This is a genomic window from Paenibacillus sp. FSL R7-0331 (genome assembly GCF_000758645.1).
Lineage (GTDB): Bacteria > Bacillota > Bacilli > Paenibacillales > Paenibacillaceae > Paenibacillus_AQ > Paenibacillus_AQ camerounensis.
Map to the genome: position 1 here is coordinate 1264716 of NZ_CP009284.1, position 21951 is coordinate 1286666.

Consider the following 21951-nt stretch of genomic DNA (forward strand, 5'->3'; position numbering starts at 1 on the left):
GACCATGGAGCCATTTACAGACTGGCAGAGCTGCATCGCCGGGGGTTGGTTAATTATAATCAGGTGAGTATTACTTATACAATGCGAGCAGGCCATAAGTAAGCTCCAGCAGCTGGAGCAGATTGCGCGGGTCTTTGCCGGTCAGGCTCTCGATCCGTTTCAGCCGGTATTGCAGAGTGTTGCGGTGGATGTTTAACGCCTCGGAGGTCTGGGAGACACTGCAGTTATGGTTAATGAAGCTGCGCAGCGTCTCCAGCAGATCGGCGGTATCCTCCAGCTTAGCCACTGTGCCGGCACTTGCGGTGAGATTGGCATGGCTCAGCTTCACCAGAAATTCATGCTCGGCGTAATGGATTGCCTGCCTGCCGGGTTTAAGTGCCAGCAGAATGCCCATGGCTGCTTTGGCCTGGCGGTAGCTCTCCGCGATGTTGGCTTCCAGTTTACCTGCTGCGGCTAAGGCCCGGGGCTGTCCTTCCAGCAGCTGGCGGATAAGCGGGGCGCAGTCCTCCAGATTCTGAACCAGGATCAGCCAGCTGCCTTCCTCGATCAGGAAGGAGGGATATTTAAGCAGCAGTTTAGACTGTGTTTCCAGCGGAACAAAATTTTTAAGCAGCAGTACTGTTGTTTTGAGTAAAAGATCCAGCTGATACGCAGATGCTTCCTTGCGCAGCTTCTGGGTGTAGGCTCCCTGGTGGGACAGCAGAAGCTCCAAAAAAGCCTTTTTGCGGCTTGCCTCATTGGCGAGATCCTCAAGCGTGTTCCTTTGTTCGATCAGGAGAGAGACCGTAGTCCGGACGATGCTGCAGAACGGGCGGACCTCATCGGGGTTGCCGGATATGCCGATTACACCGACACGGCTGCCGGCGATCACTATAGGCTCGTTGGTGCCTTTTTTCTCATAACGGCCGTCCTGCCAGACCTCGACCATGGTTCCGGTAGCAAGAGCTTTCACCGCTCCTTGATGAACAGTGCCGACCCGTTCCGGGGTTCCGCTGCCGATGATGATGCCCTCGTGGTCCATAATGTTGATATTATAGGGGATGTCCATCATCATTTTGTCTACAATTTCCTGCGCCTGCTTCTCTGAGAGCTGCAACAACCGGTTAATCCTCCTCTGCCAGGCCGGACAAGATACCCTTGAGCGGCATGAACGATGTACTTTGTGCACTTGAACAAAATTATAACGGTTTCATTATCTTCATTAAAGATGGAAATGTGTATTTTTAGAGAAGCCTGCGGGCAAAGCAGACAAGGTACATTTAGGCGTGGTGAAGCCGTTGATTCAGCAACAAAAGCTGCCACCGGACCGTCTAAACTATATCAGCAACCAAATTAAGGAGGGGTTTTATGCATACTGTAAAAAAGACTGGTAAGCTGGCCATGGCTGCGGCGGCGTTCGTGCTTCTTGCTGCCTGCAGCAATACGCCGGCAGCGGAGCCGGAGGCCACAGCAACACCGGTGCAGACAGAGCAGCCTGCCGCAGGAACTCCGGCACCAAGCCAGGCACCGGAACCGTCTGCTGCGCCATCTGCTGCATCCCCGTCGGCAGTGCCTGATGAAGGAACACCGCCGACTGCACTCGAAGCAGCCTCGACAGTGATGAGAGCCTTGGAGAACGGTAATATGGACACACTGGCGGCCTGGGTATCAAGGGATCAGGGGGTTCGCTTTTCACCGTATGGTTATGTGGACACTGAGAATGACCTTGTGTTCAGGAAAGAGGACATCAGCGGTTTGATGAAGGACTCCGAACAACACACATGGGGAAGCTTCCAGGGAAGCGGAGAGCCGATAAAGCTGACTTTTGCCGAATATTTCAAACGTTTTGTGTATGATGCCGATTTCGTACAGGATGCGCGGATTTCCCTGAACACGGCAGAGGATAAAGGCACGATGATCAATAACATTACTGAAGTATACCCAGCCGACAAATATGACTATGTAGATTACCACATTAGCAGCATTGATCCGCAGTATCAGGGGATGGACTGGCGCAGTCTGCGGCTCGTGTTTGAAAAAATTGGTGAGGACCGGATTCTGGTGGGGATTGTTCACGATGAGTGGACGCCTTAAACGGAGTAAGATTGTAAAAGAAGACGCAATCCCGTCATGGTATGGGAGCTGCGTTTTCTTTTTGTTTTGGGCTCCATTTCCAAATTACCGAAACGTTTAATGCTGTCAAATCGTAGTAAATAAAAAAGTGAGGTGTTTACCATGAGCAATAAATCGCTTACGACTGGCATTCCTTTAGGTCTTTGCTTCGGAGTTCTGTTTTGGGTAGCCCTTGATAGCGTATTGTTTGGCTTTATTTTCGGAATCATTTTTGGAGTCATCTTCTCACAGGTTAACACAAATGAGTAAGCTTCATAAAAAGAAGTACTTCATCCTGTTACCGCCGTTCCTCATTTTAACTATCATCCTGGCTGCCACGCTGCCTTACGAAAAAAGATATTATACCTTCCTCGCTATACTTGCTTTTTGGATTACTTACTACAGTTGGATTTATATAGAGAAGAAAAAACAGAAGGACTAGCATATGATGAGTTACAACATTTAAATAGGCCGTGCCTACCTTTAGGGTAAGCACGGCCTGTTTTTAGTACTGCTTATTATTGCAACTTAATTGCTGAGCTCGAACCAGCGGCACTGCCATCCGAAGCTTGCACTGTTGCAGTGTAGCCTTCCGGCAGGTAGGTCACAGCGGATGCGCTGGAGATGACCTGCGGGTACATGCTGTTCGGGTCAGGCTTGGTTACGCTGAAGTAGATCACAGCCGTCTTATCCTTGCCGAATTCAATCCGGTCGATGGCCAGGCCGTAGCCCGGATTCGGCAGGTTGTTAACGGTGACGGTAGCTTTGCTGATGCCGTCGGCCGCTTTTTCCAGCTTCACTTCTGAATCATATTCATAAGCCGGAGCTTCTGCGCTGTCGTCCGGAGTGATGACTTCCTTGGCGAACTTGGCTGCATCGTAGATCCATACTGCCGCTTCAGTGCGGGTTACCGCTTCGGTCGGACGGAAGGTGCCGTTAGCACCAAGGCTTACAATACGTGTGTTGTACAAAATCTGCAGGCTGTTCATTTGCTCATTGGTCATTTTGTCGCCGTCAGAGACCATAGCATACATCATAGTTACCGGGAAATCCCCTTTGCTCTGCAGTGCCTGGGTCAGCAGATGGGCGAACTGGGCACGGGTGATCGATCCGTTAGGATCTACAGTCTTGTCCAGAGCCAGCCCGTTCTGCTTGGCTGCTACGAATGCGGATGCATACCATGCATTGTCTTTTACCTTGTCAAAATAATCGCTTGCCTTACCGGACTCGGTAGGGGACAGCTTCAGGCCGCTTACGATAAACTGCACGCCCTGGGCAAAGGTTACTTTTGCTTTTGGTGCAAATAAATCACTGGTTACTCCGTTAACAATGCCTTCACTGTGCAGTGCGTTGATTTTTGCTTCGTTGGCATCGCCCTTCATATCGGAAAAGGCAAACGCCGATGTTCCCATAGATACTGTTGCTGCCAGAATACCGCACGCTATTGTCAGTTTTTTAGCGCGGGCCTGGAATGATAATTTCTTCATGTGCCTCACCTCTTATACTCATAGATGGGGGAAAGCGGCAAAAGGTTGCAGACTCGTGCAAAATAAATGCAATTTGAATGGTTAACCGCACAGCAGCGGCTCTGCGCCATCCCTAAAAATCTCCGTCCCCGTTACATGAAATGCCTCGTCTGAGGATAGGAACCACACCGGAAACGAAGCCTCCTCCGGCTTGCCTGGAGCCTGCTCTAGCGGATGGTTGCCCTCCGGGAATTCAACCGGAAGCTTCACTTCCTACAGGACATTGTGCTAATAGGTATTATCGCCAATTTTCGTATCAATAGCACAAGATCATGCTGCCGCCGTGTTCCCTCAGTTGAATTCCTTCGTGACAATAGCCGCCGGAATGAACCACCCGCAGCAGGGCTCAAGGATTGATCCAAGCTGCAGTTTCACAGTACACTTGAGGGATGAGAACGTTATTATAACTTTTAACTACAGGACTGGAGACAATAGATGGATCAGCAGCAACGCGTACAGCGGATGAATGTCGGGATTTTTGCCCATGTCGATGCCGGGAAGACGACGACTACGGAGCATATTTTATATGAAAGCGGGCGTATCCGGGCGCTGGGCAGTGTGGACAGCGGAACAGCGGTGACCGATTCGATGGAGGTGGAGCGGCAGCGGGGCATATCGGTGCGGGCAGCGCTGGCTTCTTTTAGCTGGCGGGGCGTGCAGGTTAACCTGGTCGATACGCCGGGCCATGTCGATTTCCTGTCTGAGGTGGAGCGGAGCCTGCGGGTGATGGACTGTGCGGTGCTGATCCTCTCGGCGGTTGAAGGCGTACAGGCCCAGAGCGAGATGATCTGGAATGCGCTGCGCAAGCTGGAGATTCCTACGCTGATCTTTGTCAATAAAATGGACCGGACCGGTGCGGACCCGGAAGCCGTACTGGCACAGGCGCGGACCTATCTGTCGGGTGACATCATTCCGGTGCAGCTGCCGCTTGGCAGGGAGCAGGAATACAGCGGGGCGGCGGATTCGTGGTCTGGTGAGTCGGACGCGGCTGCGCGGACGGAGCTGCTGGAAACGCTCGCGGAACGGGATGAGTCGCTGCTTGAGCTGTATATGGCGGGCGGAGAGCCGGATCTTCTTTATTGGAAAAAATACATGCAAACCGCCGCTGCCGCCGGACACCTGTTCCCGCTCGTGTACGGAGTTGCAGCTAAGGGTATCGGCATTACGGAGCTGCTGGATGCGATGACAGAATATTTTCCTCGGGCGGGCGGAGCTGCGGAGCAGCCGGTGTCCGGCATCGTCTACAATATCCAGCGGGACAAAAGTATGGGCCGGATGGCCTTCGTCCGTCTCTATGAGGGTACGATCCGCAACCGTGATACGGTAACGAACCACTCCCAGGCGACAGAGGCTAAAGTGACGCAAATCCGCAAGGTGGAAGGCGGCCGCACAGAGGATGTTGGTGCGCTTGAAGCCGGCGACATCGCGGTAGTCTACGGCTTGTCCGGCGTGCGGATCGGCGATGTGCTTGGCCGGCCGGATGCGGTCCCGCAGGAGGCGAAGCTGGCTGTGCCGCTGTTGACTGTGCGGGTATTCTGGGATGCAGACATGGACGACCATAAGGTGATCAGCGCGCTGCAGGAGCTGGCGGATGAAGATCCGCAGCTTGGCGCGGAGTGGCTGCCGGAGGAACGCGAGCTGCACATTAAGGTGATGGGGCCGATCCAGCTGGAGGTGCTGGACAGCGTGCTGCAGAGCCGTTACGGCCTGAAGGTCACCTTCGGCCAGCCGTCGGTGATCTATAAGGAGACGCCGCGTGCTGCAGGCGAAGGTTATGTCGCCTACCTGATGCCGAAGCCGTGCTGGGCGATTCTGCGGTTTAAGATCGAGCCGGGACCGCCGGGCAGCGGTCTTGTGTATGAATCAGTGGTGCGCAGCTCCGACCTGCTGCCGCAATACCAGAATGAGACGGCGCGCCGCGTACCGGAGGCGCTGCAGCAGGGACTGCACGGGTGGGAGGTCACCGACCTGAAGGTGACGCTGGTAGAGGGGAATCATCATGTGTGGCATACCCATCCGCTGGATTTTGCGGTTGCTACGCCGATGGGGCTGATGGACGGGCTGAACCGGACAGGCATCCGGCTGCTGGAGCCGGTTCTGACTGTACGCATCGCCCTGCCGGAGGAGAACGCCGGCCGGGTGATGAACGATCTCGTGCAGATGCGCGGCAGCTTCGAGCCGCCGGTGCTGCAGGGCGAGCGGATGATCATCGAGGGCCGGCTGCCGCTGGCTACGTCACTGGATTATCCGGTGACGCTCAGCTCCTACACGAAGGGGCGCAGCACCTTCGCATCCGCCTTTGCCGGCTACGAGCCGTGCCCGCCGGACGTCACCGCCCGGCGCACACGCCGGGGTGTGAACCCGCTGGACCAGGCGAAGTATATTTTGAGTGTACGGAAAGCGCTACAGGGGTGATTAAGTTTGCTTGAATGGCAGGCTAGTGCAGCGGGCTGATTTGGCTGGATGGCGGTAAAGCTGACTGGCGGTATGCCGCACAGGCGGTAAGGCGGGCGGTTGGCAATCCTGGGGGCAAAAAAGGCTGATGAAGCAGGCTGTGATGTAAGGCAGATGCGTAAAAGTTAGCTTATAAAGCTGGCAAACCGGCGCTATAAATCCAGTCTGACGCCCCCGGCTGCCGGATAAGTGTATTCTGTTCAACTAAAATCCCGGAAAGTAGCTTATTTCTGGAGTTAACTGCACTTTGTGCAACTAAAACCCGCCCAAATCCGGATTTTCCCCGCAAATCGGTATTTTAATTGTACGGAAGAGACAATTTCATAATTCAGTTTGCTGGAAAGCAAGACTGGGCCAAAATCTGAGTTTGTTTTTAAAAAAATCAGGCCACTTGTTGGGAGTTTCTTAACTGCTTGTTCAACTTGTCTAGCGCAAACTTACTCAAATTGTAGGCCAATGTGCTGAGCTGGAAATCGACACTTGCCCGGACGCCGCGGTGACGCGTGCGTTTCATCCCAAAATACTCTTTGAGATAGGCAAAAACACGTTCTACAGCCGTTCGTTTCTTGTACAGTTGCGTAAAGCTCTCGCTTCCTCTTGCTGGGTTGGCATGCTTACGCAAATCGGTTTGGATTCGGATTTTAAACACTTTTTGGCAGCCGGATTCGGAAAACGGACAGTCTTTGCACTGGTTAGGCTTGGTGTAACGCAGCGTTTCGTACTTAGCATCGAAACTGTCGTAACGGTAGGCGTGTCCCTGTGAGCACACAGGGGTGTAGTCCTGGTTCATCCCCTCAGGCGGTTTTTTGTGGTGAATCATTTTAATAATAGGAAAAGCGCCTAAGGAATGAATCAACCGGTAAATGGCCGAACTGTCATACCCTTTGTCGCCCAAGACATGCTTCACCTTCAGCCCAGGAAACTTCAGGTGTAGCCCCTTTAGGAGCAGGACGGCCATCCGCTGGTCATTCAGATTCGCCGAACTAAAGACACCGCTTAGCACATACTGAGAATCCGCATCCACCAGTACGTTTGCCTTAAATCCGTAGTAACTGGTGAGTCTGCCCTTTGTATTTTTCTTGTCAAAGCGTGCAGCGTGCCGGGGGATCGTGCTCAGGAGCTCGTTATAGGTGTAAGATAGCATCGCTTCAATCGTTTTCTCAAAGGGCGCTAAGGTCTCTTCATAAGCGTCCCGTTCCAGACGCCGGCGCTCTTTTTCTTCCGCAGAAGCCCGCCCACGTCGGTAGACTGGTTTTTTAAGCGGTTCGTTCGCTGGCTGAGGCTCTGGCTCGGCATTCTCGAACTCCAGTTGCTGGATTTCTGGAGCTTTGCTTGGTTTTTTGGCACGGCGGGCCGCTCGGCATTTCGACGCAGATTCACTGAATTGGCAATCCCAAGCCTCCACAATGGAGGAGTCAACGGCAAGGTGCGTGCCCGTAGTAAAGCCCTCTTCCATGGCAGACAGCACCAAGGTATCCTGCAGTTGCTCAAGCATTCCCGTTTGCTCAAGCGCAGAAATCAGACGGGAGTATGAAGCCAGGCTCGGAATAGGGTTCGAGCCGGTAAATCGGCACTGCGCCCGAAATTCCTCGCTATGCTTAAGGCGCCTAACCAAGGAAGAAACAAACTCAATGCCCTCCATTTTTGAGATGAGCAGCGAGTAGATCATGGCAGGGAGGTTTAGCTCCTGTGGCCGCCCACGGTGGTTCTTTTTCCGGAGGACGTGCAGGACCGGAGCCAGGTTTAAGTGATCAAAGATTTGGCTGTATTTATCTTCCGGGCGCATTTGGAGCAATTCCTCGAAGGAAAACAGCTCTTCTTGTCGAATAGAATAGATAGGGATTACCTCTTTTCTTCTCGGGTGTTGGTTTCGTCGCCTATAACTTCGAGAACTTGGGGAGGTACTCCTTTTTCTATGCTCAAAAAAACCAGGTATAGCAAGGGTTTTGAATTATGAAATTGTCTCCGGAATGCAGCTATTTCGGAAATCAGCTCCAATATCCCGACTATAGTTGTACAGAGTGCAGTTATTCGAATTCAAAATCCATAAAAAGAAGCGGGTAAATTCCGCCTCTTTCAGGCACCCTATAATTTCAGGCGCTCTATAAGCTGGTGCTTGAAATAGTGCCTGAGAAGGAGACGTCAGCCAACCATATATATAGTAGAAACAATGGTGAAGGGGGCATTTAGGGCGCCATTTGGACCGGGATTACTCAGCCGTTGTTGTCGACTTTATTCGCCAACATTCGTCAACGCTTTGCCCGTTTACCTTGACACAGTTTACATGCCGTGACATAATGTTTCCAGACTAAATGACTATGATAAGTTGGACATCATCAGACAGAATGATTGTTCCGTTATTAGACGAGGGGGAAGTTATTATGATGAAAAAGAAATTGTTGCCGGGTGTTCTCACCCTTCTGCTGGGTGCTGTGATCGCGGGCTGCGGAAACAATAATGCGGCAAACTCCGGAGCGCAGAACAATGCGGGAGCAGACGTAAAGACAATCACCGCTGCTACAAGCGGAGTCAGCAATCCGTTCAGCTATGAAAAAGACGGTCAAATGACAGGTTATGATGTGGAAGTTATGAAGGCTGTTTTTGAAGGTCTTCCGGAATATAAATTGGATGTTCAGGCGATTGAATTCGAAGGTATTCTGACTGGCCTTGATAACGGGCGTTTCCAGCTTGGTGCGAACAACTTCAGCTCTAACGCAGAAAGACGCAGCAAATACGATTTCTCCCTGCCGATCATCGAGAATGCCAATGTATTTGTTGTGCGCAAGGATGACGAGACGCTGAAGTCCGTTGAAGACCTGAAAGGCTATAAGGCTGTAACTGAAGTAGGTAATTCCGGTGCAACACTGCTTGAGAACTATAATGAAGAGCACCCGGATGCCAAAGCAGAAATTCTGTACACTGACGAGAACTTTGTGAAGCAGTTTGAAGGAATTGAAGCAGGTAAATATGATGTGCGCATCATTTCCCGCGTATCCGCTGAAAAAGCGATTAAAGAGCATGGCTTCACCAACCTGAAGGTCGTAGCCTTCTCCACCGAGAATAGCGATCCGGGCTCTTATATCCTCTTCTCGAAATCCGCTGACAGTACACTGCTCGATGCAGTCAACAATAGAATCAAAGAAATGTATAACGACGGCTCGTTGCTGAAAATCAGCGAAGAACAGCTGGGCGGCGATTACCTGCCTAAAAAAGAGCTGATGGAGTAACAGCAGAAAGGGGATCGTATGAAATTTCTAGTCTCGGGAGATGCGTTGTTTTCCAGCAGCAATTTATATAAGACGATGGACCCGGAGCTGCTTGCTCTTTTGCAGGGGGCCGATGAGGCCTTTACGAATGCAGAGTTTGTAACGCCAAGACGGAATACAGCTCCGGCTGCAGGCCGCGGCTATCAGACAAGCGTGCGCCCGAAGGCGCTGGATGAATTCAAGCATTTGAATATCCGTTATGTCAGCTTTGCGAATAATCACACGGGTGATTACGGCGTTGAGGGCATGGTCGATACCATTGAAGAAGCGGAAGCGCGCGGACTATTCCCTCTGGGGGTTGGCATGAGTCTGCATGAAGCCCGTAAGCCGGTCTTTATCGATACACCAGACGGACGGATTGCGATTATCACTATTGATGTGACGAGAAGTGAGGTTTTTGCAGCCTCTAATCCGGGTAACGGAGTTCCGGCCCGTCCGGGCGTTAACCCACTCCGCTGGTCGCGTACGTATGTCGTGAACGATCAGGATTTTGCCGCTTTAAAAGAAATCAGTGAACGGATCGGCATTGCTCCAAGTATGGAGGAAGGCAAGCGGATCGAGACCTATAAGAGCAAATCGGAGAATCACTATGAGTTCGGCTCCCTGTTCGAAGGCTATTTAACCTTTGAAAAGGGAGAGCATTCCCGTGTCAAAACGGCAGCGCATGAGCAGGATCAGCAGGAAATCTTCCGTACGATCCAGGATGCGCGGGAACGCGCTGATTACGTATTCGTCAGCCTGCACACGCATGAAGGGGAGAACGAGAACTGGTACTCCGATTATCCGGCAGCGTTCATTGAAACCTTCGCACGGGGTGCGGTGGACGCAGGGGCAAGCTGTGTATTCGGGCATGGATGTCACTTCACCAGAGGCGTGGAGCTGTACAAGGGCCAGCCTATTTTCTACAACCTGGGCAGTCTGTTTATGGAGTTTGAGGCGGGCGAATCGATTGTTTCTCCAGAGATGTTCACCGCCTACGGATATGCGGAGAATGAAGCTCCGTCTACCTTGCACAAGAATAGAACCAAGGACAGTGAAGGGAACTGGCAAGGCTTTTACAGCGACCGCAAATTTTCGGAGAACTTCCTGGTTATGTTCGATCTTAGCGTGGAAGACAACCGGTTTGATTATCACCTGATTCCGATTGATCTTAGACTGACCCATCCGACGGTGACTAAGCGCGGTCTGCCAGTACTAGCTTCCGAAGCAGCGGCAAACTCACTGGTTGAACGGCTGAATGCGGTAAGTAAAGAACGGTATCATACGGAAATTACTTATGAGGGCCAGCGTCTGACCGTCAAAAAATGTTAGGAACGGCGTCATGTTAATTCATCGTGGAAGGAAGTAAATCTGCATGGGAGAGATTTTTGATATAAACGCGGTGTTCACATCCATACCTCGTCTGTTAGAGGTCCTTCCTGTGAGTCTGCAAATCACTGTCATTTCAATGATAGTCGGCCTTGTGTTTGCGTTGCTGTTTGCGATTATCCGAATGAAAAAAATCCCTGTGCTAAGCCAGCTTGTTACGGTCTTTATCTCCTTTATCCGGGGAACACCCATCATTGTACAGCTGTACCTGACGTATAACGGGATACCGCTGCTGCTGAAATTCATTAACCAGGAGTATGGGACAGATTACAATATCAATGCCGTGCCGGCTATGCTGTTTGTTCTGGTTACCTTCGCATTCAATGAAGCGGCTTACAATTCCGAGACCATCCGCGCTGCGCTGCAATCGGTGAATAAAGGACAGATCGAGGCTGCAGAATCCCTGGGGATGACCTATCTTCAGGTGCTGAAAAGAGTCATTATGCCCCAGGCGCTTGTGGTGGCTATTCCGCCGCTCGGCAATGCCTTAATCGGACTGCTGAAGGGGACTTCCCTGGCCTTTGTTGCAGGTGTGATTGAAATGACTGCCAAGGGGAAAATTATCTCGGGCAGCAACTTCCGCTTCTTCGAGGTCTATCTCGCACTCGCCATTATTTATTGGGTCATGACCATTATCATTGAACAGCTGCTCAGATATATGGAGAGAAGATTCTCTATTCCGGACTCCGCACAAGCAGTGAACCGCAGCGGCTGGTTTTCCTGGGGAAGGAGAGGAATCTGATGATCAAGGTAAGTAACTTATCCAAGTCCTTTCACGGAAATCTGATTCTGGATGATCTTTCGGTTGAGATTGAAAAAGGCGATGTCGTCGCCCTGATCGGTTCCTCCGGTGCAGGTAAATCGACCTTCCTGCGTGCCTTGAACTGCCTGGAGCAGGCGGATAAGGGTGTGCTGGATCTGGAAGGCTTCAAGGTCGATTTCAGTACGATTACGAACAAGCAGCGGCTGGAGCTGCGGAAGCAGACGGCCATGGTCTTCCAGCATTTCAATCTGTTCCAGCACCGGACAGCACTGGATAATGTCAAGGAAGGCCTGAAGATTGTCAAAAAAATAAATGACCGCGAAGCCGCACAAATTGCCCTAGAGCAATTAGAGCAAGTGGGGCTGTCGGACCGCGCTCATTATTATCCGAAGCATCTGTCCGGCGGCCAGCAGCAGCGTGTGGGCATTGCCCGCGCACTGGCGATGAAGCCGAAGCTGCTGCTCCTGGACGAGCCTACCTCAGCGCTTGATCCTGAGCTCGTTGGCGAAGTGCTTCAGACCATCAAAAAGACCGCGGCCACCGGCCAGACGATGATTCTCGTTTCGCATGAAATGAGCTTTGTGTATGAGGTGGCGAGTAAGGTACTCTTTTTGGACAAAGGCAAGATAGTGGAGGAAGGCACTCCGGATCAGGTGTTCAATCATCCCAAATCCGAGCGGGCCAAAGAATTCCTGCACAACTATTTCCGCAATAAAACCGGCAATCAGTAAGATTAACCTAAATAGCAGAAGCCCCGGAGAACGCGCCAGTCCGCGTGTTTCCGGGGTTTTTTATTGTAAAGTAAAAGATACGAATAATAATTAAACTGGTAAATATTATAAATGTAGGTTTAGTCTGCTGAAGAAACTTGTACGAAATGATACTTTTGTGTTTGCAGAGATGTAATTAGGATTATAAAGTAGAAAGGGACATACCTATTTTTGTTGGCCGGAATTTTCTTAAGTCGCGCTGAATTTAGTACATCCTTTAGAGATGAGGAGATTGCACATGATTATACTTGGAACTATCGTTGCAATTGTAACCGCTATCATTATATCCTCCTTCCTTGGCCCATACGGGCTGCTCACGATGCTTGCCGTAGGTTTCGGTTTTCTGTTCAGCATTCACGCCAGAGTGAGGGAAGTTCAAAGCGATCTGAAGCAGATCAAGCAGCACCTGGGGATTACGGAGGCAAAAGAAGCAGTAGTGAGTAATGCAGAGATCGAGGCGGAGCTGGAGCGGGAGATGGCGGTGGTTAGGGATTAAAAATACTATCATAGGTACGTGCTCTCCGTGTGCAGGAAAATGGAGGGTGCGTATTTTTTTGAGTTTGAATGAATTACCCTATGTAGGGTATGGTAGATGCTCCGCGATTACTTCGTACTGTATGTCATAAGGATTCCTATAACAAAGGAGCGGTTTAATTGGATACGTCTGAATTAAGAAAATTTATAGATGAGAAGAAACCCTTTGAGGAAGCAAGAGAGAGTTGCTGGAATTGGATAAATACTTGGAAGGAAGAGGAACCTGAAGATTACTTTGAAGCTTTCAGAAATGAGGATCTCTCATCCATAGAGCTAACAAATCAACGTTTTGCACTGGTCATTAATTGTAGTTTTGATACACCAATTGAATTCTTACAAACTACATTAGACGTGTACTTTAAAGAAAGCCTGATTGCCCAGTACCACTACATTCAAGATTTTAGTGGGAAGGCAATTGATGATGTACTTAGTTTTGAGAAATATTCTATACTAACGGTGGAAGATTAATCGTTAAGCGAATTACTTTTTGATAAGGAATATGTATGAATATCGTGAGTATCACGTTATATGAAATTACTGCGAGGTATTAAACGGCTTAATAATAAACAACTGTGGGAGAGGTATAAATATGTTTGAAAGCCTTGATTTCAGACCAGGAGTTGTTAAATGGAACTCTTATAATTTAAGTCCGGAAGATATGACTGATATTAAATGGTTAGATGAAGATATGTTTATGGTCGAATATCCCGAGGGATATTTAATTGACGTCGGGTGGTATGGCAGATCTTTAACTCTTAACGGCGTTTTTATTATATATATTATCAAGAACACAGAATGGAGCAACCCAGTATTCAAAGAAGAATATCGGTCAGTAACAGAATTGTATGAAGGAATGAATATAGCAATCCATAAAATAAACCAGTTAATAAAGTGAAATTTGATTGAAAGTAAATTGAATATAGCAGTAACATCATATAACACTATTTTCAAGTACTGCGCATCAATCTCTATGTCTCTCGATGGAAAATTTTATAAAGCTAACGGGAGGTTTAGTTACAATTCATGGTAGAATAGGGTGTATTAATCTATAGAGCTAAGGTGGTTGCAAAAGGTGGATAAGAAGTGGCTTGCATATCGAATTTATCCAGAACCATATGGAACCGAGTATCAGCATTCTAATTTATTAGACAAAGCGGAAGTTGAATGTTTATTTAATTACTGTCAGATATTAGAGGCGATGATTTCAAGAGACGGTTGGAAAGTATTGATTGACTATCATGGTTTCCAAGGGCTTTATAGAATCAATGAAAAGTGTGGTTGGTTTGACTCCGATAGCCTCGAAGATTTTATTTTTGAAGTCGAATCACATATCGATTCATTACCGGACCTTTAATAACAGGAAACGTTCAATAATACCAAGAAAGCAGCTGATTCATGTGATCGGCTGCTTTGGTCTAATTAAAGGGCAGGGATATTTAGTTGAACAAGATAAGTGGAGGTTTTATGTCGCATTTGACGCAAACGGCGCAGTAATGGGGGGAACGTTGGTCAAAAATTTTAATCGCCGGCAACTCTGAATGAGAAAATAGAGTCATAGGCTGTCACTGTTTTGTTGAACTAACGTTCCCAGCTAGTTGAATCAATTTTCACTAAAGTAAGCCATCTTAACAAACGCTAAAAAACCAATAATTTCAGAAAATAAAAATTAAAATGTATATTAATCCGACTGCTAATTTAATAAGTGAAATAACGTATTCTTTTGAGCCTTTCAAATACCTCCATTCGGTAAAGACATGTTGCCCCATGGCAACTATAAAAAATATTAACCAGAACCACTTAAGTGAATTGATATTTGTTGTATCCAAAACGAAGAAGAAAATACAAAAACTAATGACAGCAAGTAGTCCTTTTACCCACCTATTGATATTCTTTCCAATAGTATCTGAAATTTTATTTAATTCTTCTACAATGAAATACTTCTTTATAGTTAGATCTATTAAGGCTAAAAGTATCAATAATAATGAAATTGATAAACCCGTAGATTGTATATTTGAAATTGAATACGTCATAAACTCCCCCTTTCAGTATGCTTAATAAACATTACTCTAAAGCCTTTTAAGACATGATAATTATACCATTAATTAGGAAGTTGAAATAAATGAATGTTGCGCTAAACCTGCCTGTTTAATACATGTTTTTTCATCGAGAGACATAGTGATTGTTGCGCAGTACGAAGATATTGTGTAATAAAAGAAAGGATGCATATTCAACAAACTGGAAACGTTAATTGAATAAAGCATCTTGTCAGTTGGTCAGATGATCAGCTGTTTTCTTGTTACTTAACGGCAGGATAGCTAAATCTGTTCTCGAATACTTTAGTAGATGAGCTTGTGAAATTCTTAAATAAGGTATTATCTGGAGTACAGTATAAATATAAGGAGGAATCGATAATGTCAACTCAATTTACCATCCAAGACATGATGATTGCTTATTCTGAAGATGCAGTAGAATTAGCAAAACAACATGGAATAAGCTTAGACTTTTCTGAAAATAGTCTGAATCAAGTTGATCAAATATTAGAAAAGTACCACCAAGGAATTCCTCGAGGTATGAAAAAACTATTTAGTAAAGGGCCTTCAGAGGAGCAAATCACTCAAATCAGTAAGATTTTTGGTGGTTATGTTGGAGAAGTTATGAGAAAGAATATAGGTGGAAAATGGGGTATAAGTAATCATTTTGAAAACGCACTAGCATTAATATTCAGTTCAAATACCGAGGTGTACCCTCCTGCGAAAGTAAATAAAAGAATTATTAATGGTTCTGAGGACAACATTGTATTTTATTACAAACTTTCAAAAGAAAATTTCAACAGCACATCATAGATGTCATTTAAGTTTGACTTGAGCTAACATGATTGTTCACGTTTCGGGCCATTCGGTTATCACTTAGGTGATATTATAGAAGAATATTATCAGAAAAATGGCCATATGAGGTGGAGAATGGGATCTACGATACATTATGAAGGCACAGCTAAAAAAGTAAATGAAGTAAAAATATTACGATACATAGAAGATTACGCACGGAGTAACAAGTGGCAGATTAACAGTAATGAACACAATTCAATCATGGTTTCACCACACCCAAATTGCGAATCTCTCGTTATACAATTTAATGAATATCAGAATTTTTCTGGTTTTGTAAAAACGGGATTTGCTACAACTGAGATTCACCAACAAGTTGTAAGATTATTTTATGAACTAAAACCTATGCTTAAATATCTTTCTATTGAAGACGAGAGTGGGTATTGGCTCGAATATCTCGGAAAAGCATCTGGACGTACTGCCAAAGTGCTTACGTGGTTTCCTACATTAAATGAGATGGATATTGTAAAGCCAGAACTTCTTCAAATGCCTACATATGCTACAGAGCTTGATCGAAGTTTTTGGAGCGTAAACCCCAATTATATGAAACCATTTATGCATACTCCTACAGTTCGAGACAGAATGGGATATGATTTATTGAACGGCCCCTATATTTTGACTGCTGAGGAAATGGGGAAACTCTTGGAGAATGAAGGTTTTACTGTTCCTCCAGAAGACTGGAAGGATGAAATCTTTTATTTCATAAACTTGTCAATATTGTGGGCTTGGAAACGTTCAACTGGAATGAAAGCGACAATGATGAGAAGTAATAAGTGTATAGCCTTTGGTTGGGCATTAGCACGAGGTTGCCACGGGTTTGGTGCAGGTTATTTGGGTCAGACACATCGGCGGGCACATCTTGCCATAGATAACTTAGAACATAAAGAAGGAGAAGTAAGCCCGATAAGAAGTCTACAGATTTTATATAGCCTTTTTGATTTCGTGGGTTTAAAATAGCAAAGTTTTTTACGCTTGCGGGAAATGTTAATCCAATGAAATCACGAAAGCAGCTGATCACGTCGATCGGTTGCTTTTTGCTCATCTAACGGGCAGTTTGATTCCGATATGTGCTAATATAGTTTATGTAAATCCAATACATTAAGACGGGTCATCCCAGGTGATTTGTATGAGTTTAACCCACGAATTTTTTCTTCTCAACAAGGGGAGATACTATTTGGAAAGAAGAAGAGAATGAAGAGGGCTACTGGGAACAGACGAGAAATTGGTTAAAACGAGAAATAATGCAGAGTGAATTAGAAGTATTAATTGACTTGGCTACCAAAGCTTCAGGTAATAACCAATTGATTATTCACTTCGGAATCTAAGTACAGCCAATGAAAGTAAAAAACTATAAGCTTATGGGCTGGTTAGCAACCAGCAGTGATTGATGTGATAGTCGAAATTGATGGTTACTTTGAGAATGTACTGCTTATAGGCAAAACATGTTCAATTATAGAATTAAAAAATATGTACATTATTGTTAAAAGTCATTGCACAAATATCATGGATATTCCAGCCATCTTTTGTAGACTGTTTGATTTTGAATTAATTTATGAAGTATACAAAGAAGGGATTGATTTCGTAATTGATACTGATACAGACCATGTTTATACACCAAGGTATTGAACTAACGGAAAACGTTCAATAAACCAACATTAGTTTAGACGCTTTTTCTCAGTGAAAGACAGCTGTTGGTTTTTATATTGGAGCCCTCAAAACGAGTTCTTTGGGAATTCGCTAGTGAGTAGTATACGTCTACTGCAGTATATCTTCGTACTGCGCAATAATCACTATGTTTCGTTGAAAAGGCTTCATTAAGCTAACGGGCAAGATAGTTGCAATATATAGTATTATTACATTGAGAATAAGTTGCCTAGGTAACAAGGGTATCATCTTTTATGTAAAGGAGAGGAATATGGTTATGGTTAGTAAAGAAATAAGGGACATAATTGAAAATTATCTTGAAGCATACAATTCATTTGAAATTGAAAGAATGGTTGAACTCTTACATAATGACATTATATTCAGGAATATTTCCAATGGAGAAACTACAACGGAGACCAGAGGAATACAAGCATTTAGGGAGTTGGCAGAACAGTCGTCAACGATGTTCTCCAGTCGTCGCCAGACAATTACCGATTACAGTGTTATAAATGACAAAGTAGAGGTCGGAATCGATTATGAAGGTATTCTTGCCGTAGACTTTCCTAACGGATTAAAGAGTGGCGATAAGCTGCAATTAAAAGGAAAGACAACATTCGAGATTAATGAAGGAAAAATTTCGTTGATTGAAGATTACAGTTGAGTACACCACACGTTTTTTAAGCTAACTGGGAACGTTAGTTTAAAAATAACAGCGGCAGTCTATAACTTTGGTTTTAGTTCAGAGCTGCCGCGATAAGCTGTACTATTCCTCCCATACTGCACAGTATGCGTCTACTGCGCACGTACATTACGTTGCACTTCGTACGGTTGCACTCCATAAAAAGTAATAAATAATCTACCCCCCAGCTTTCCTCCGCGCCCTGAACCGCCGCACCTTCATCAAATTTCCGCATAACTTATCATCACAATACCGCTTTGAGCGGTTACGTGTATCATCATAATAAACCCAAAGACAGTCAGGATTATTACAGATACGGATACGGGACAGTTCTTTCTCCAGCACGGCCCCGGCAAAAGATGCTGCGATCTCAGCCATGATCTGCCCCCAACCGCTCTGCTGTGGCAGGAGGGCAAGCTCTGGAGGCTGGTCCGGTTTACGGACGATTTGCCGGATAACCGGACCAGCCGTCATATAGCTGTTCAGCTGGTCAAGCAGTGCCTGATCCGGGGCAATTCCCTGTGCAAGCTGCTGGACTTCCTCCCACAGCAAACTGCGCAGCTCCTTAAGCTGCTGTAATTCCTCCGGCTTTGCCGGTGCAGCTGCCGGCAGCTGATGCCGTTCCAGCCACTCTGCCAGCCATTGCGGATCGTCCAGACGGTCGCGGTCACCACTGCGGTCACCAGTCCGCCAGTCCCGCCAGTAGCTGTTAATATAATCATCCCAAAGCATTGATCACCCCTCCTCCCGCAACTATTCCGGCACTTATTGTTTCCTTGATTGTAACAGTTAAAAGTGGTTATTGCTAGTTACTTGATTCATTCATGGAGTTGTGCTATATTCTCGTTGTAACGATTATATCGGACTTTAAGTGGTTACGGGATTGAGTAGCAGCTAAGGCAGAGCTGAATCATGAATTCCGGATAATCAATGAGTGTATCAAGTGCATTACGCTAACTTTTATTAAAACCACAGGAGGTAAATCATGCAAAACAAAATAAGCGAAGTACTGCTAGAGAACTGGGACTATGCCATGGACACCGAGGACTGGGCGCCGCCGCTGAGTGATGCCTTGGAGGGTGTTAATGCCGAGCAGGCAGTCTGGAAGCCGGGCGAAGCGGGCAACTCAATCTGGGAGACGGTGAATCATCTTACCTTTTACAAGGAGCGTCTGCTGCGCAAGCTTAAGGGGCTAGAGCAGCTTCCGGATTTGGAAAACAACGATGCCACCTTTACCGTGACAGAGAGCGGGGAAGAAGCCTGGGCACAGGCCGTTACTAAGCTGAAGTCGGTCCATGCCTCTCTTCGGGAGATCATCGAAGCACTGGAAGAAGGCGCCTACGACTGGGGCGGCTCCGGACATGCTCCGGGCGAAGAGGTAATGAGCCTGATTCTGCATGATTTTTACCATACTGGTCAAATTGTGCTGATCCGCAAGCTGCAGGGCTCCTGGCCGTCGAACCGCAGTTTTAATTAAGGCTGGCTTGCTTAGAATAACGAATCCATTGCACATCAATCATCCAGCCGTATCCCCGGCCGCCTGAATACATTTCAGACGCCTTGAGGTACGGCTATTTGTTTCAACCTGAAAAATCCGGGGTTAATGGATGTCATAACAGCTTGATAACCGAAGGGAGAGGTTGATGATGGATCCGAATTACAAGGATAGAAGTGTTGAGGTTGAACGCACGGAGGTACGCAAGCACTCGGACTCCAGCGCTGTCGCATCCACCTTTATTAAATACGCAGCCTACATTATTATTATCTTCGGAATCTTGTTCTTCCTGGTGCGGTACGTCTTCCCGATGTTTTAATTAGAGGGTGAGCGGACATTCGCTAGAGTAACGCCTAAGCCCAAAAAGCCGCGCCTACCTGATGGTAGACACGGCTTTTGCTTGTGCACATCGTTCTATTCCACTTATACATCCCGCTGGACAAATTCCCGGGAATCACCGGAGTTTCGATAAAAGAACCAGCATTCGTTGAGCATTTTGATCTGGCGCCGGTCTTTTTTGAAATAAGCCTTCATCAGCTGATTGCAGAGCCACTGCGGCAAATGTACCCCTCCTTACGAGCATGCATCCTATGTACAGATAGCATATGGATAAAGGGGCCCAATGGTGCGGCAGCGGATAACAATTTGCTTGATCCGTCTTTTACAAAAAAAGCCTAATGCACGCCTTCTTCTTCCTCTTCGTACCACTGCTCAAGCTGCGCCTGCAGCGCACGGATTTCGGTCAGCAGCGAGATAAGCGGATATTCCTTCTCCTGAATGGAAGCAAAAGCGCTCTCCAGCCGGTTGATATACCCCAGTCCGGATTCCAGCGCATACCCTTCACGCAAAAGCTCAAGCGCATCGCACTCCGCAACCGCAAGCGGCAGATCCGGCACATTATCGGCGGTCAGCTTGTCGATCTCCTTATTCAGGCGCAGATTAAGCGCACTCAGTTGGTACGCATATTCCTCTGGCATTTCTACAAATTGCAGTTCCTGATGCTGCTGCAAGATTACATACCGCATTTTTGGCATAACTTCTTCTCCCTCCGTACTTGTCTTCCTTCTTGACAGTGTAGCCTATGGGCAAGTTACAATTCAAGAGGTGATGTTATTTTTGCACTGTTAAAAGGGGGCGGACGCTATGACCGGTACAAGCATCAGTATGAGTAACGAGGAGTTGCAGCAGTGGATTGAGCGGATATCGCTCAGCAGCTTCGGTGTGCCGTTCCGGCACAAGGCCAGCTTTAACAGCAGACTGACGACGACGGGCGGACGGTATTTTACCAAAAGTCATAATATAGAGATCAATCCGCAGCAGCTTGCTATTAACGGACATGAGGAGACGGAGAAAATTATCAAGCATGAGCTCTGTCACTACCATCTGCATCTGGCGAAGCGCGGCTATATGCACCGGGATGCTGATTTTAAAAGCCTGCTGGCCCAAGTCGGCGGGAGCCGCTACTGTCAGACGCTTCCCGGGGCCAAGGCGCGTAAACCGCAGCCTTACCGGTACAAGCTGGTGTGTACAGCCTGCGATATGGAATATCCGCGCAAACGGCGGGCCGATCCGGCGCGCTACCGGTGCGGCAAATGTTCCGGCAAGCTGAAGCTAATAACACTGGAAGCGGGGAAAGAATCCGCTACTTAATGACAAGACCCAGTAGCCCGGCAAAAGAAGCCGCCTGATCCGCAGCAATAATGCAGCCCGGCAAGTCTTCGATATCTACCTGCAGACCGGTGAATTCGCAGCTGCTCAGATCGGTATCCTTCAGCTTGACTCCGGCCATGACGGCCTGGTCCATTTTGCATTCATCGAATGCGACTTTCTGAAAGTCAGCCTGATAGAAATCAGCGGTGTTCAGCGAGCACTGCCCGAAGGCGGTAAGCTTAAGCTTGCCGAACCGGAAGCTGGCGAAATCGCATAGCGAATCGGTCACAGAGACATTCTGAAAGCGGGCCCGGGTAAAATCGGTTCCGATCATTTTACATTGTCTGAATTCAGTACGGTGGATAAAGGCCTCGCTGAAATCTACATTAGAGAAGTCGCAGTTTTCAAAAACGACATCCGTTAGCTCAATAGCGCGGAGTGAGGATTCGCTGATAATTACATTTTTGAATAATACCTTGTCAAAAGAGACCTTCTCGGCCTCCTGGTACTCCAGCTGAACATCGCTGATCTGGCAGCGGCTGTATTCCTCCTTGGTCTGCAGGGCATCAATCGGCTGCTGCGGCAGGAGGGCGGGGTCTGGGAGCTTCGGGGGTTCGATTTTATCGGTTTTATCCGCTTTATCACTTTTGTTCTTCATATAAGCCTCCAGGTAACAAACGTTTTATAAATGAAGATTACCTTCATCTGGTAATTATTATGCGGTAAACGCTCTCCTGAATGCAAACAAACATTCTGTGCGAAACGTCAGATTAGTGATGAAGGACGGCCATATTGCTTTTCACCGAAAATTAATTACTTCTATAATATA

24 protein-coding genes are annotated in these 21951 nt (G+C 47.2%); 16 read left to right on the forward strand and 8 right to left on the reverse strand.

The annotated features are described in order from the left end of the window. Positions 1 to 70: 70 nt before the first annotated feature. A complete protein-coding gene (locus R70331_RS05370; protein ID WP_081947479.1) occupies positions 71 to 1099 on the reverse strand; it encodes a CdaR family transcriptional regulator in 1029 nt (342 codons plus the stop codon). Positions 1100 to 1347: 248 nt separating this feature from the next. On the opposite strand from R70331_RS05370, the gene R70331_RS05375 reads away from it, so the two are divergent. Next, entirely contained in the window at positions 1348 to 2073 is a 726-nt protein-coding gene (locus R70331_RS05375; protein WP_042173511.1) for a hypothetical protein, read from the forward strand. Between the two features lie 536 nt (positions 2074 to 2609). On the opposite strand, the gene R70331_RS05385 is transcribed toward R70331_RS05375, so the two are convergent. Beyond that, entirely contained in the window at positions 2610 to 3578 is a 969-nt protein-coding gene (locus tag R70331_RS05385) for an S-layer homology domain-containing protein (protein WP_052418932.1), read from the reverse strand. A 474-nt stretch (positions 3579 to 4052) separates the two neighbouring features. On the opposite strand from R70331_RS05385, the gene R70331_RS05390 reads away from it, so the two are divergent. Continuing rightward, a complete protein-coding gene (locus R70331_RS05390) occupies positions 4053 to 6032 on the forward strand; it encodes a GTP-binding protein (protein WP_042173515.1) in 1980 nt (659 codons plus the stop codon). A 421-nt stretch (positions 6033 to 6453) separates the two neighbouring features. Here R70331_RS05390 and R70331_RS05395 read toward each other — a convergent pair whose 3' ends face one another. Beyond that, a complete protein-coding gene (locus tag R70331_RS05395; protein ID WP_052418870.1) occupies positions 6454 to 7857 on the reverse strand; it encodes a transposase in 1404 nt (467 codons plus the stop codon). Positions 7858 to 8452: 595 nt separating this feature from the next. Between R70331_RS05395 and R70331_RS05400 the strand changes: the two genes are divergently transcribed. The 8 genes from R70331_RS05400 to R70331_RS05435 all read left to right on the forward strand — a co-directional run bounded on the left by R70331_RS05400 (position 8453) and on the right by R70331_RS05435 (position 14126). Next, complete coding sequence (locus tag R70331_RS05400) at positions 8453 to 9298, forward strand: transporter substrate-binding domain-containing protein (RefSeq protein ID WP_231576410.1); 846 nt, start codon at positions 8453 to 8455, stop codon at positions 9296 to 9298. A gap of 18 nt (positions 9299 to 9316) precedes the next feature. After that, the gene (locus R70331_RS05405; RefSeq protein WP_042173517.1) at positions 9317 to 10648 is read left to right on the forward strand and encodes a CapA family protein; all 1332 of its coding nucleotides are present in this window, start codon (positions 9317 to 9319) and stop codon (positions 10646 to 10648) included. A 43-nt stretch (positions 10649 to 10691) separates the two neighbouring features. Then, positions 10692 to 11447, forward strand: coding sequence for an amino acid ABC transporter permease (locus tag R70331_RS05410; protein ID WP_042173520.1), 756 nt, complete (start codon positions 10692 to 10694; stop codon positions 11445 to 11447). After that, a complete protein-coding gene (locus R70331_RS05415; RefSeq protein ID WP_042173523.1) occupies positions 11447 to 12199 on the forward strand; it encodes an amino acid ABC transporter ATP-binding protein in 753 nt (250 codons plus the stop codon). Before R70331_RS05410 ends, R70331_RS05415 begins: the two co-directional genes overlap by 1 nt. A 277-nt stretch (positions 12200 to 12476) precedes the next feature. After that, positions 12477 to 12734: a hypothetical protein gene (locus R70331_RS05420; RefSeq protein WP_052418933.1), complete on the forward strand. Its 258-nt coding sequence runs from the start codon at positions 12477 to 12479 to the stop codon at positions 12732 to 12734. Between the two features lie 158 nt (positions 12735 to 12892). Further along, a complete protein-coding gene (locus tag R70331_RS05425) occupies positions 12893 to 13240 on the forward strand; it encodes a hypothetical protein (RefSeq protein WP_042173525.1) in 348 nt (115 codons plus the stop codon). Positions 13241 to 13361: 121 nt separating this feature from the next. Continuing rightward, on the forward strand, positions 13362 to 13667 hold the full coding sequence (locus R70331_RS05430) for a hypothetical protein (RefSeq protein ID WP_042173527.1): 306 nt from the start codon (positions 13362 to 13364) through the stop codon (positions 13665 to 13667). Between the two features lie 177 nt (positions 13668 to 13844). After that, positions 13845 to 14126 (forward strand): hypothetical protein, encoded by a 282-nt coding sequence (locus tag R70331_RS05435; RefSeq protein ID WP_042173529.1) that lies wholly within the window; start codon positions 13845 to 13847, stop codon positions 14124 to 14126. 298 nt (positions 14127 to 14424) lie between these two features. On the opposite strand, the gene R70331_RS05440 is transcribed toward R70331_RS05435, so the two are convergent. Next, positions 14425 to 14802 carry a DUF4181 domain-containing protein gene (locus tag R70331_RS05440; RefSeq protein WP_042173531.1) on the reverse strand — a complete coding sequence of 126 codons (378 nt, stop codon included), beginning with the start codon at positions 14800 to 14802 and terminating at the stop codon, positions 14425 to 14427. 381 nt (positions 14803 to 15183) lie between these two features. Between R70331_RS05440 and R70331_RS30345 the strand changes: the two genes are divergently transcribed. The 3 genes from R70331_RS30345 (at position 15184) to R70331_RS05460 (ending at position 17959) form a co-directional block, all read left to right on the forward strand. After that, on the forward strand, positions 15184 to 15615 hold the full coding sequence (locus R70331_RS30345) for a hypothetical protein (RefSeq protein WP_052418934.1): 432 nt from the start codon (positions 15184 to 15186) through the stop codon (positions 15613 to 15615). A 117-nt stretch (positions 15616 to 15732) separates the two neighbouring features. Continuing rightward, positions 15733 to 16611 carry a hypothetical protein gene (locus R70331_RS05450; protein WP_042173533.1) on the forward strand — a complete coding sequence of 293 codons (879 nt, stop codon included), beginning with the start codon at positions 15733 to 15735 and terminating at the stop codon, positions 16609 to 16611. A gap of 964 nt (positions 16612 to 17575) precedes the next feature. Continuing rightward, positions 17576 to 17959 carry a nuclear transport factor 2 family protein gene (locus R70331_RS05460; protein WP_042182209.1) on the forward strand — a complete coding sequence of 128 codons (384 nt, stop codon included), beginning with the start codon at positions 17576 to 17578 and terminating at the stop codon, positions 17957 to 17959. 195 nt (positions 17960 to 18154) lie between these two features. On the opposite strand, the gene R70331_RS05465 is transcribed toward R70331_RS05460, so the two are convergent. Next, a complete protein-coding gene (locus R70331_RS05465) occupies positions 18155 to 18709 on the reverse strand; it encodes a CGNR zinc finger domain-containing protein (RefSeq protein WP_042173536.1) in 555 nt (184 codons plus the stop codon). 253 nt (positions 18710 to 18962) lie between these two features. On the opposite strand from R70331_RS05465, the gene R70331_RS05470 reads away from it, so the two are divergent. Together R70331_RS05470 and R70331_RS31435 are read left to right on the forward strand one after the other, a co-directional pair. Next, the gene (locus tag R70331_RS05470; RefSeq protein ID WP_042173539.1) at positions 18963 to 19454 is read left to right on the forward strand and encodes a DinB family protein; all 492 of its coding nucleotides are present in this window, start codon (positions 18963 to 18965) and stop codon (positions 19452 to 19454) included. A gap of 166 nt (positions 19455 to 19620) precedes the next feature. Continuing rightward, entirely contained in the window at positions 19621 to 19791 is a 171-nt protein-coding gene (locus tag R70331_RS31435) for a hypothetical protein (RefSeq protein WP_156123784.1), read from the forward strand. 104 nt (positions 19792 to 19895) lie between these two features. Here R70331_RS31435 and cmpA read toward each other — a convergent pair whose 3' ends face one another. After that, positions 19896 to 20033, reverse strand: coding sequence for a cortex morphogenetic protein CmpA (cmpA, locus tag R70331_RS31440; RefSeq protein WP_156131079.1), 138 nt, complete (start codon positions 20031 to 20033; stop codon positions 19896 to 19898). Positions 20034 to 20146: 113 nt separating this feature from the next. Further along, positions 20147 to 20506 (reverse strand): hypothetical protein, encoded by a 360-nt coding sequence (locus R70331_RS05475; protein ID WP_039870372.1) that lies wholly within the window; start codon positions 20504 to 20506, stop codon positions 20147 to 20149. A gap of 130 nt (positions 20507 to 20636) precedes the next feature. Between R70331_RS05475 and R70331_RS05480 the strand changes: the two genes are divergently transcribed. After that, positions 20637 to 21122, forward strand: coding sequence for a SprT family protein (locus tag R70331_RS05480; protein ID WP_081947825.1), 486 nt, complete (start codon positions 20637 to 20639; stop codon positions 21120 to 21122). On the opposite strand, the gene R70331_RS05485 is transcribed toward R70331_RS05480, so the two are convergent. Then, complete coding sequence (locus tag R70331_RS05485; protein ID WP_042173543.1) at positions 21115 to 21780, reverse strand: pentapeptide repeat-containing protein; 666 nt, start codon at positions 21778 to 21780, stop codon at positions 21115 to 21117. The genes R70331_RS05480 and R70331_RS05485 overlap by 8 nt on opposite strands. Positions 21781 to 21951: the final 171 nt, after the last annotated feature.

Coding starts and splice junctions, on each gene's coding strand:
- R70331_RS05375 (WP_042173511.1), top strand. CDS start 1,348: ATGCATACTGTAAAAAAGACTGGTAAGCTGGCCATGGCTGCGGCGGCG.
- R70331_RS05385 (WP_052418932.1), bottom strand. CDS start 3,578: ATGAAGAAATTATCATTCCAGGCCCGCGCTAAAAAACTGACAATAGCG.
- R70331_RS05390 (WP_042173515.1), top strand. CDS start 4,053: ATGGATCAGCAGCAACGCGTACAGCGGATGAATGTCGGGATTTTTGCC.
- R70331_RS05395 (WP_052418870.1), bottom strand. CDS start 7,857: ATGCGCCCGGAAGATAAATACAGCCAAATCTTTGATCACTTAAACCTG.
- R70331_RS05400 (WP_231576410.1), top strand. CDS start 8,453: ATGATGAAAAAGAAATTGTTGCCGGGTGTTCTCACCCTTCTGCTGGGT.
- R70331_RS05405 (WP_042173517.1), top strand. CDS start 9,317: ATGAAATTTCTAGTCTCGGGAGATGCGTTGTTTTCCAGCAGCAATTTA.
- R70331_RS05410 (WP_042173520.1), top strand. CDS start 10,692: ATGGGAGAGATTTTTGATATAAACGCGGTGTTCACATCCATACCTCGT.
- R70331_RS05415 (WP_042173523.1), top strand. CDS start 11,447: ATGATCAAGGTAAGTAACTTATCCAAGTCCTTTCACGGAAATCTGATT.
- R70331_RS05420 (WP_052418933.1), top strand. CDS start 12,477: ATGATTATACTTGGAACTATCGTTGCAATTGTAACCGCTATCATTATA.
- R70331_RS05430 (WP_042173527.1), top strand. CDS start 13,362: ATGTTTGAAAGCCTTGATTTCAGACCAGGAGTTGTTAAATGGAACTCT.
- R70331_RS05440 (WP_042173531.1), bottom strand. CDS start 14,802: ATGACGTATTCAATTTCAAATATACAATCTACGGGTTTATCAATTTCA.
- R70331_RS30345 (WP_052418934.1), top strand. CDS start 15,184: ATGTCAACTCAATTTACCATCCAAGACATGATGATTGCTTATTCTGAA.
- R70331_RS05450 (WP_042173533.1), top strand. CDS start 15,733: ATGGGATCTACGATACATTATGAAGGCACAGCTAAAAAAGTAAATGAA.
- R70331_RS05460 (WP_042182209.1), top strand. CDS start 17,576: ATGGTTAGTAAAGAAATAAGGGACATAATTGAAAATTATCTTGAAGCA.
- R70331_RS05465 (WP_042173536.1), bottom strand. CDS start 18,709: ATGCTTTGGGATGATTATATTAACAGCTACTGGCGGGACTGGCGGACT.
- R70331_RS05470 (WP_042173539.1), top strand. CDS start 18,963: ATGCAAAACAAAATAAGCGAAGTACTGCTAGAGAACTGGGACTATGCC.
- R70331_RS31435 (WP_156123784.1), top strand. CDS start 19,621: ATGATGGATCCGAATTACAAGGATAGAAGTGTTGAGGTTGAACGCACG.
- R70331_RS05475 (WP_039870372.1), bottom strand. CDS start 20,506: ATGCCAAAAATGCGGTATGTAATCTTGCAGCAGCATCAGGAACTGCAA.
- R70331_RS05480 (WP_081947825.1), top strand. CDS start 20,637: ATGAGTAACGAGGAGTTGCAGCAGTGGATTGAGCGGATATCGCTCAGC.
- R70331_RS05485 (WP_042173543.1), bottom strand. CDS start 21,780: ATGAAGAACAAAAGTGATAAAGCGGATAAAACCGATAAAATCGAACCC.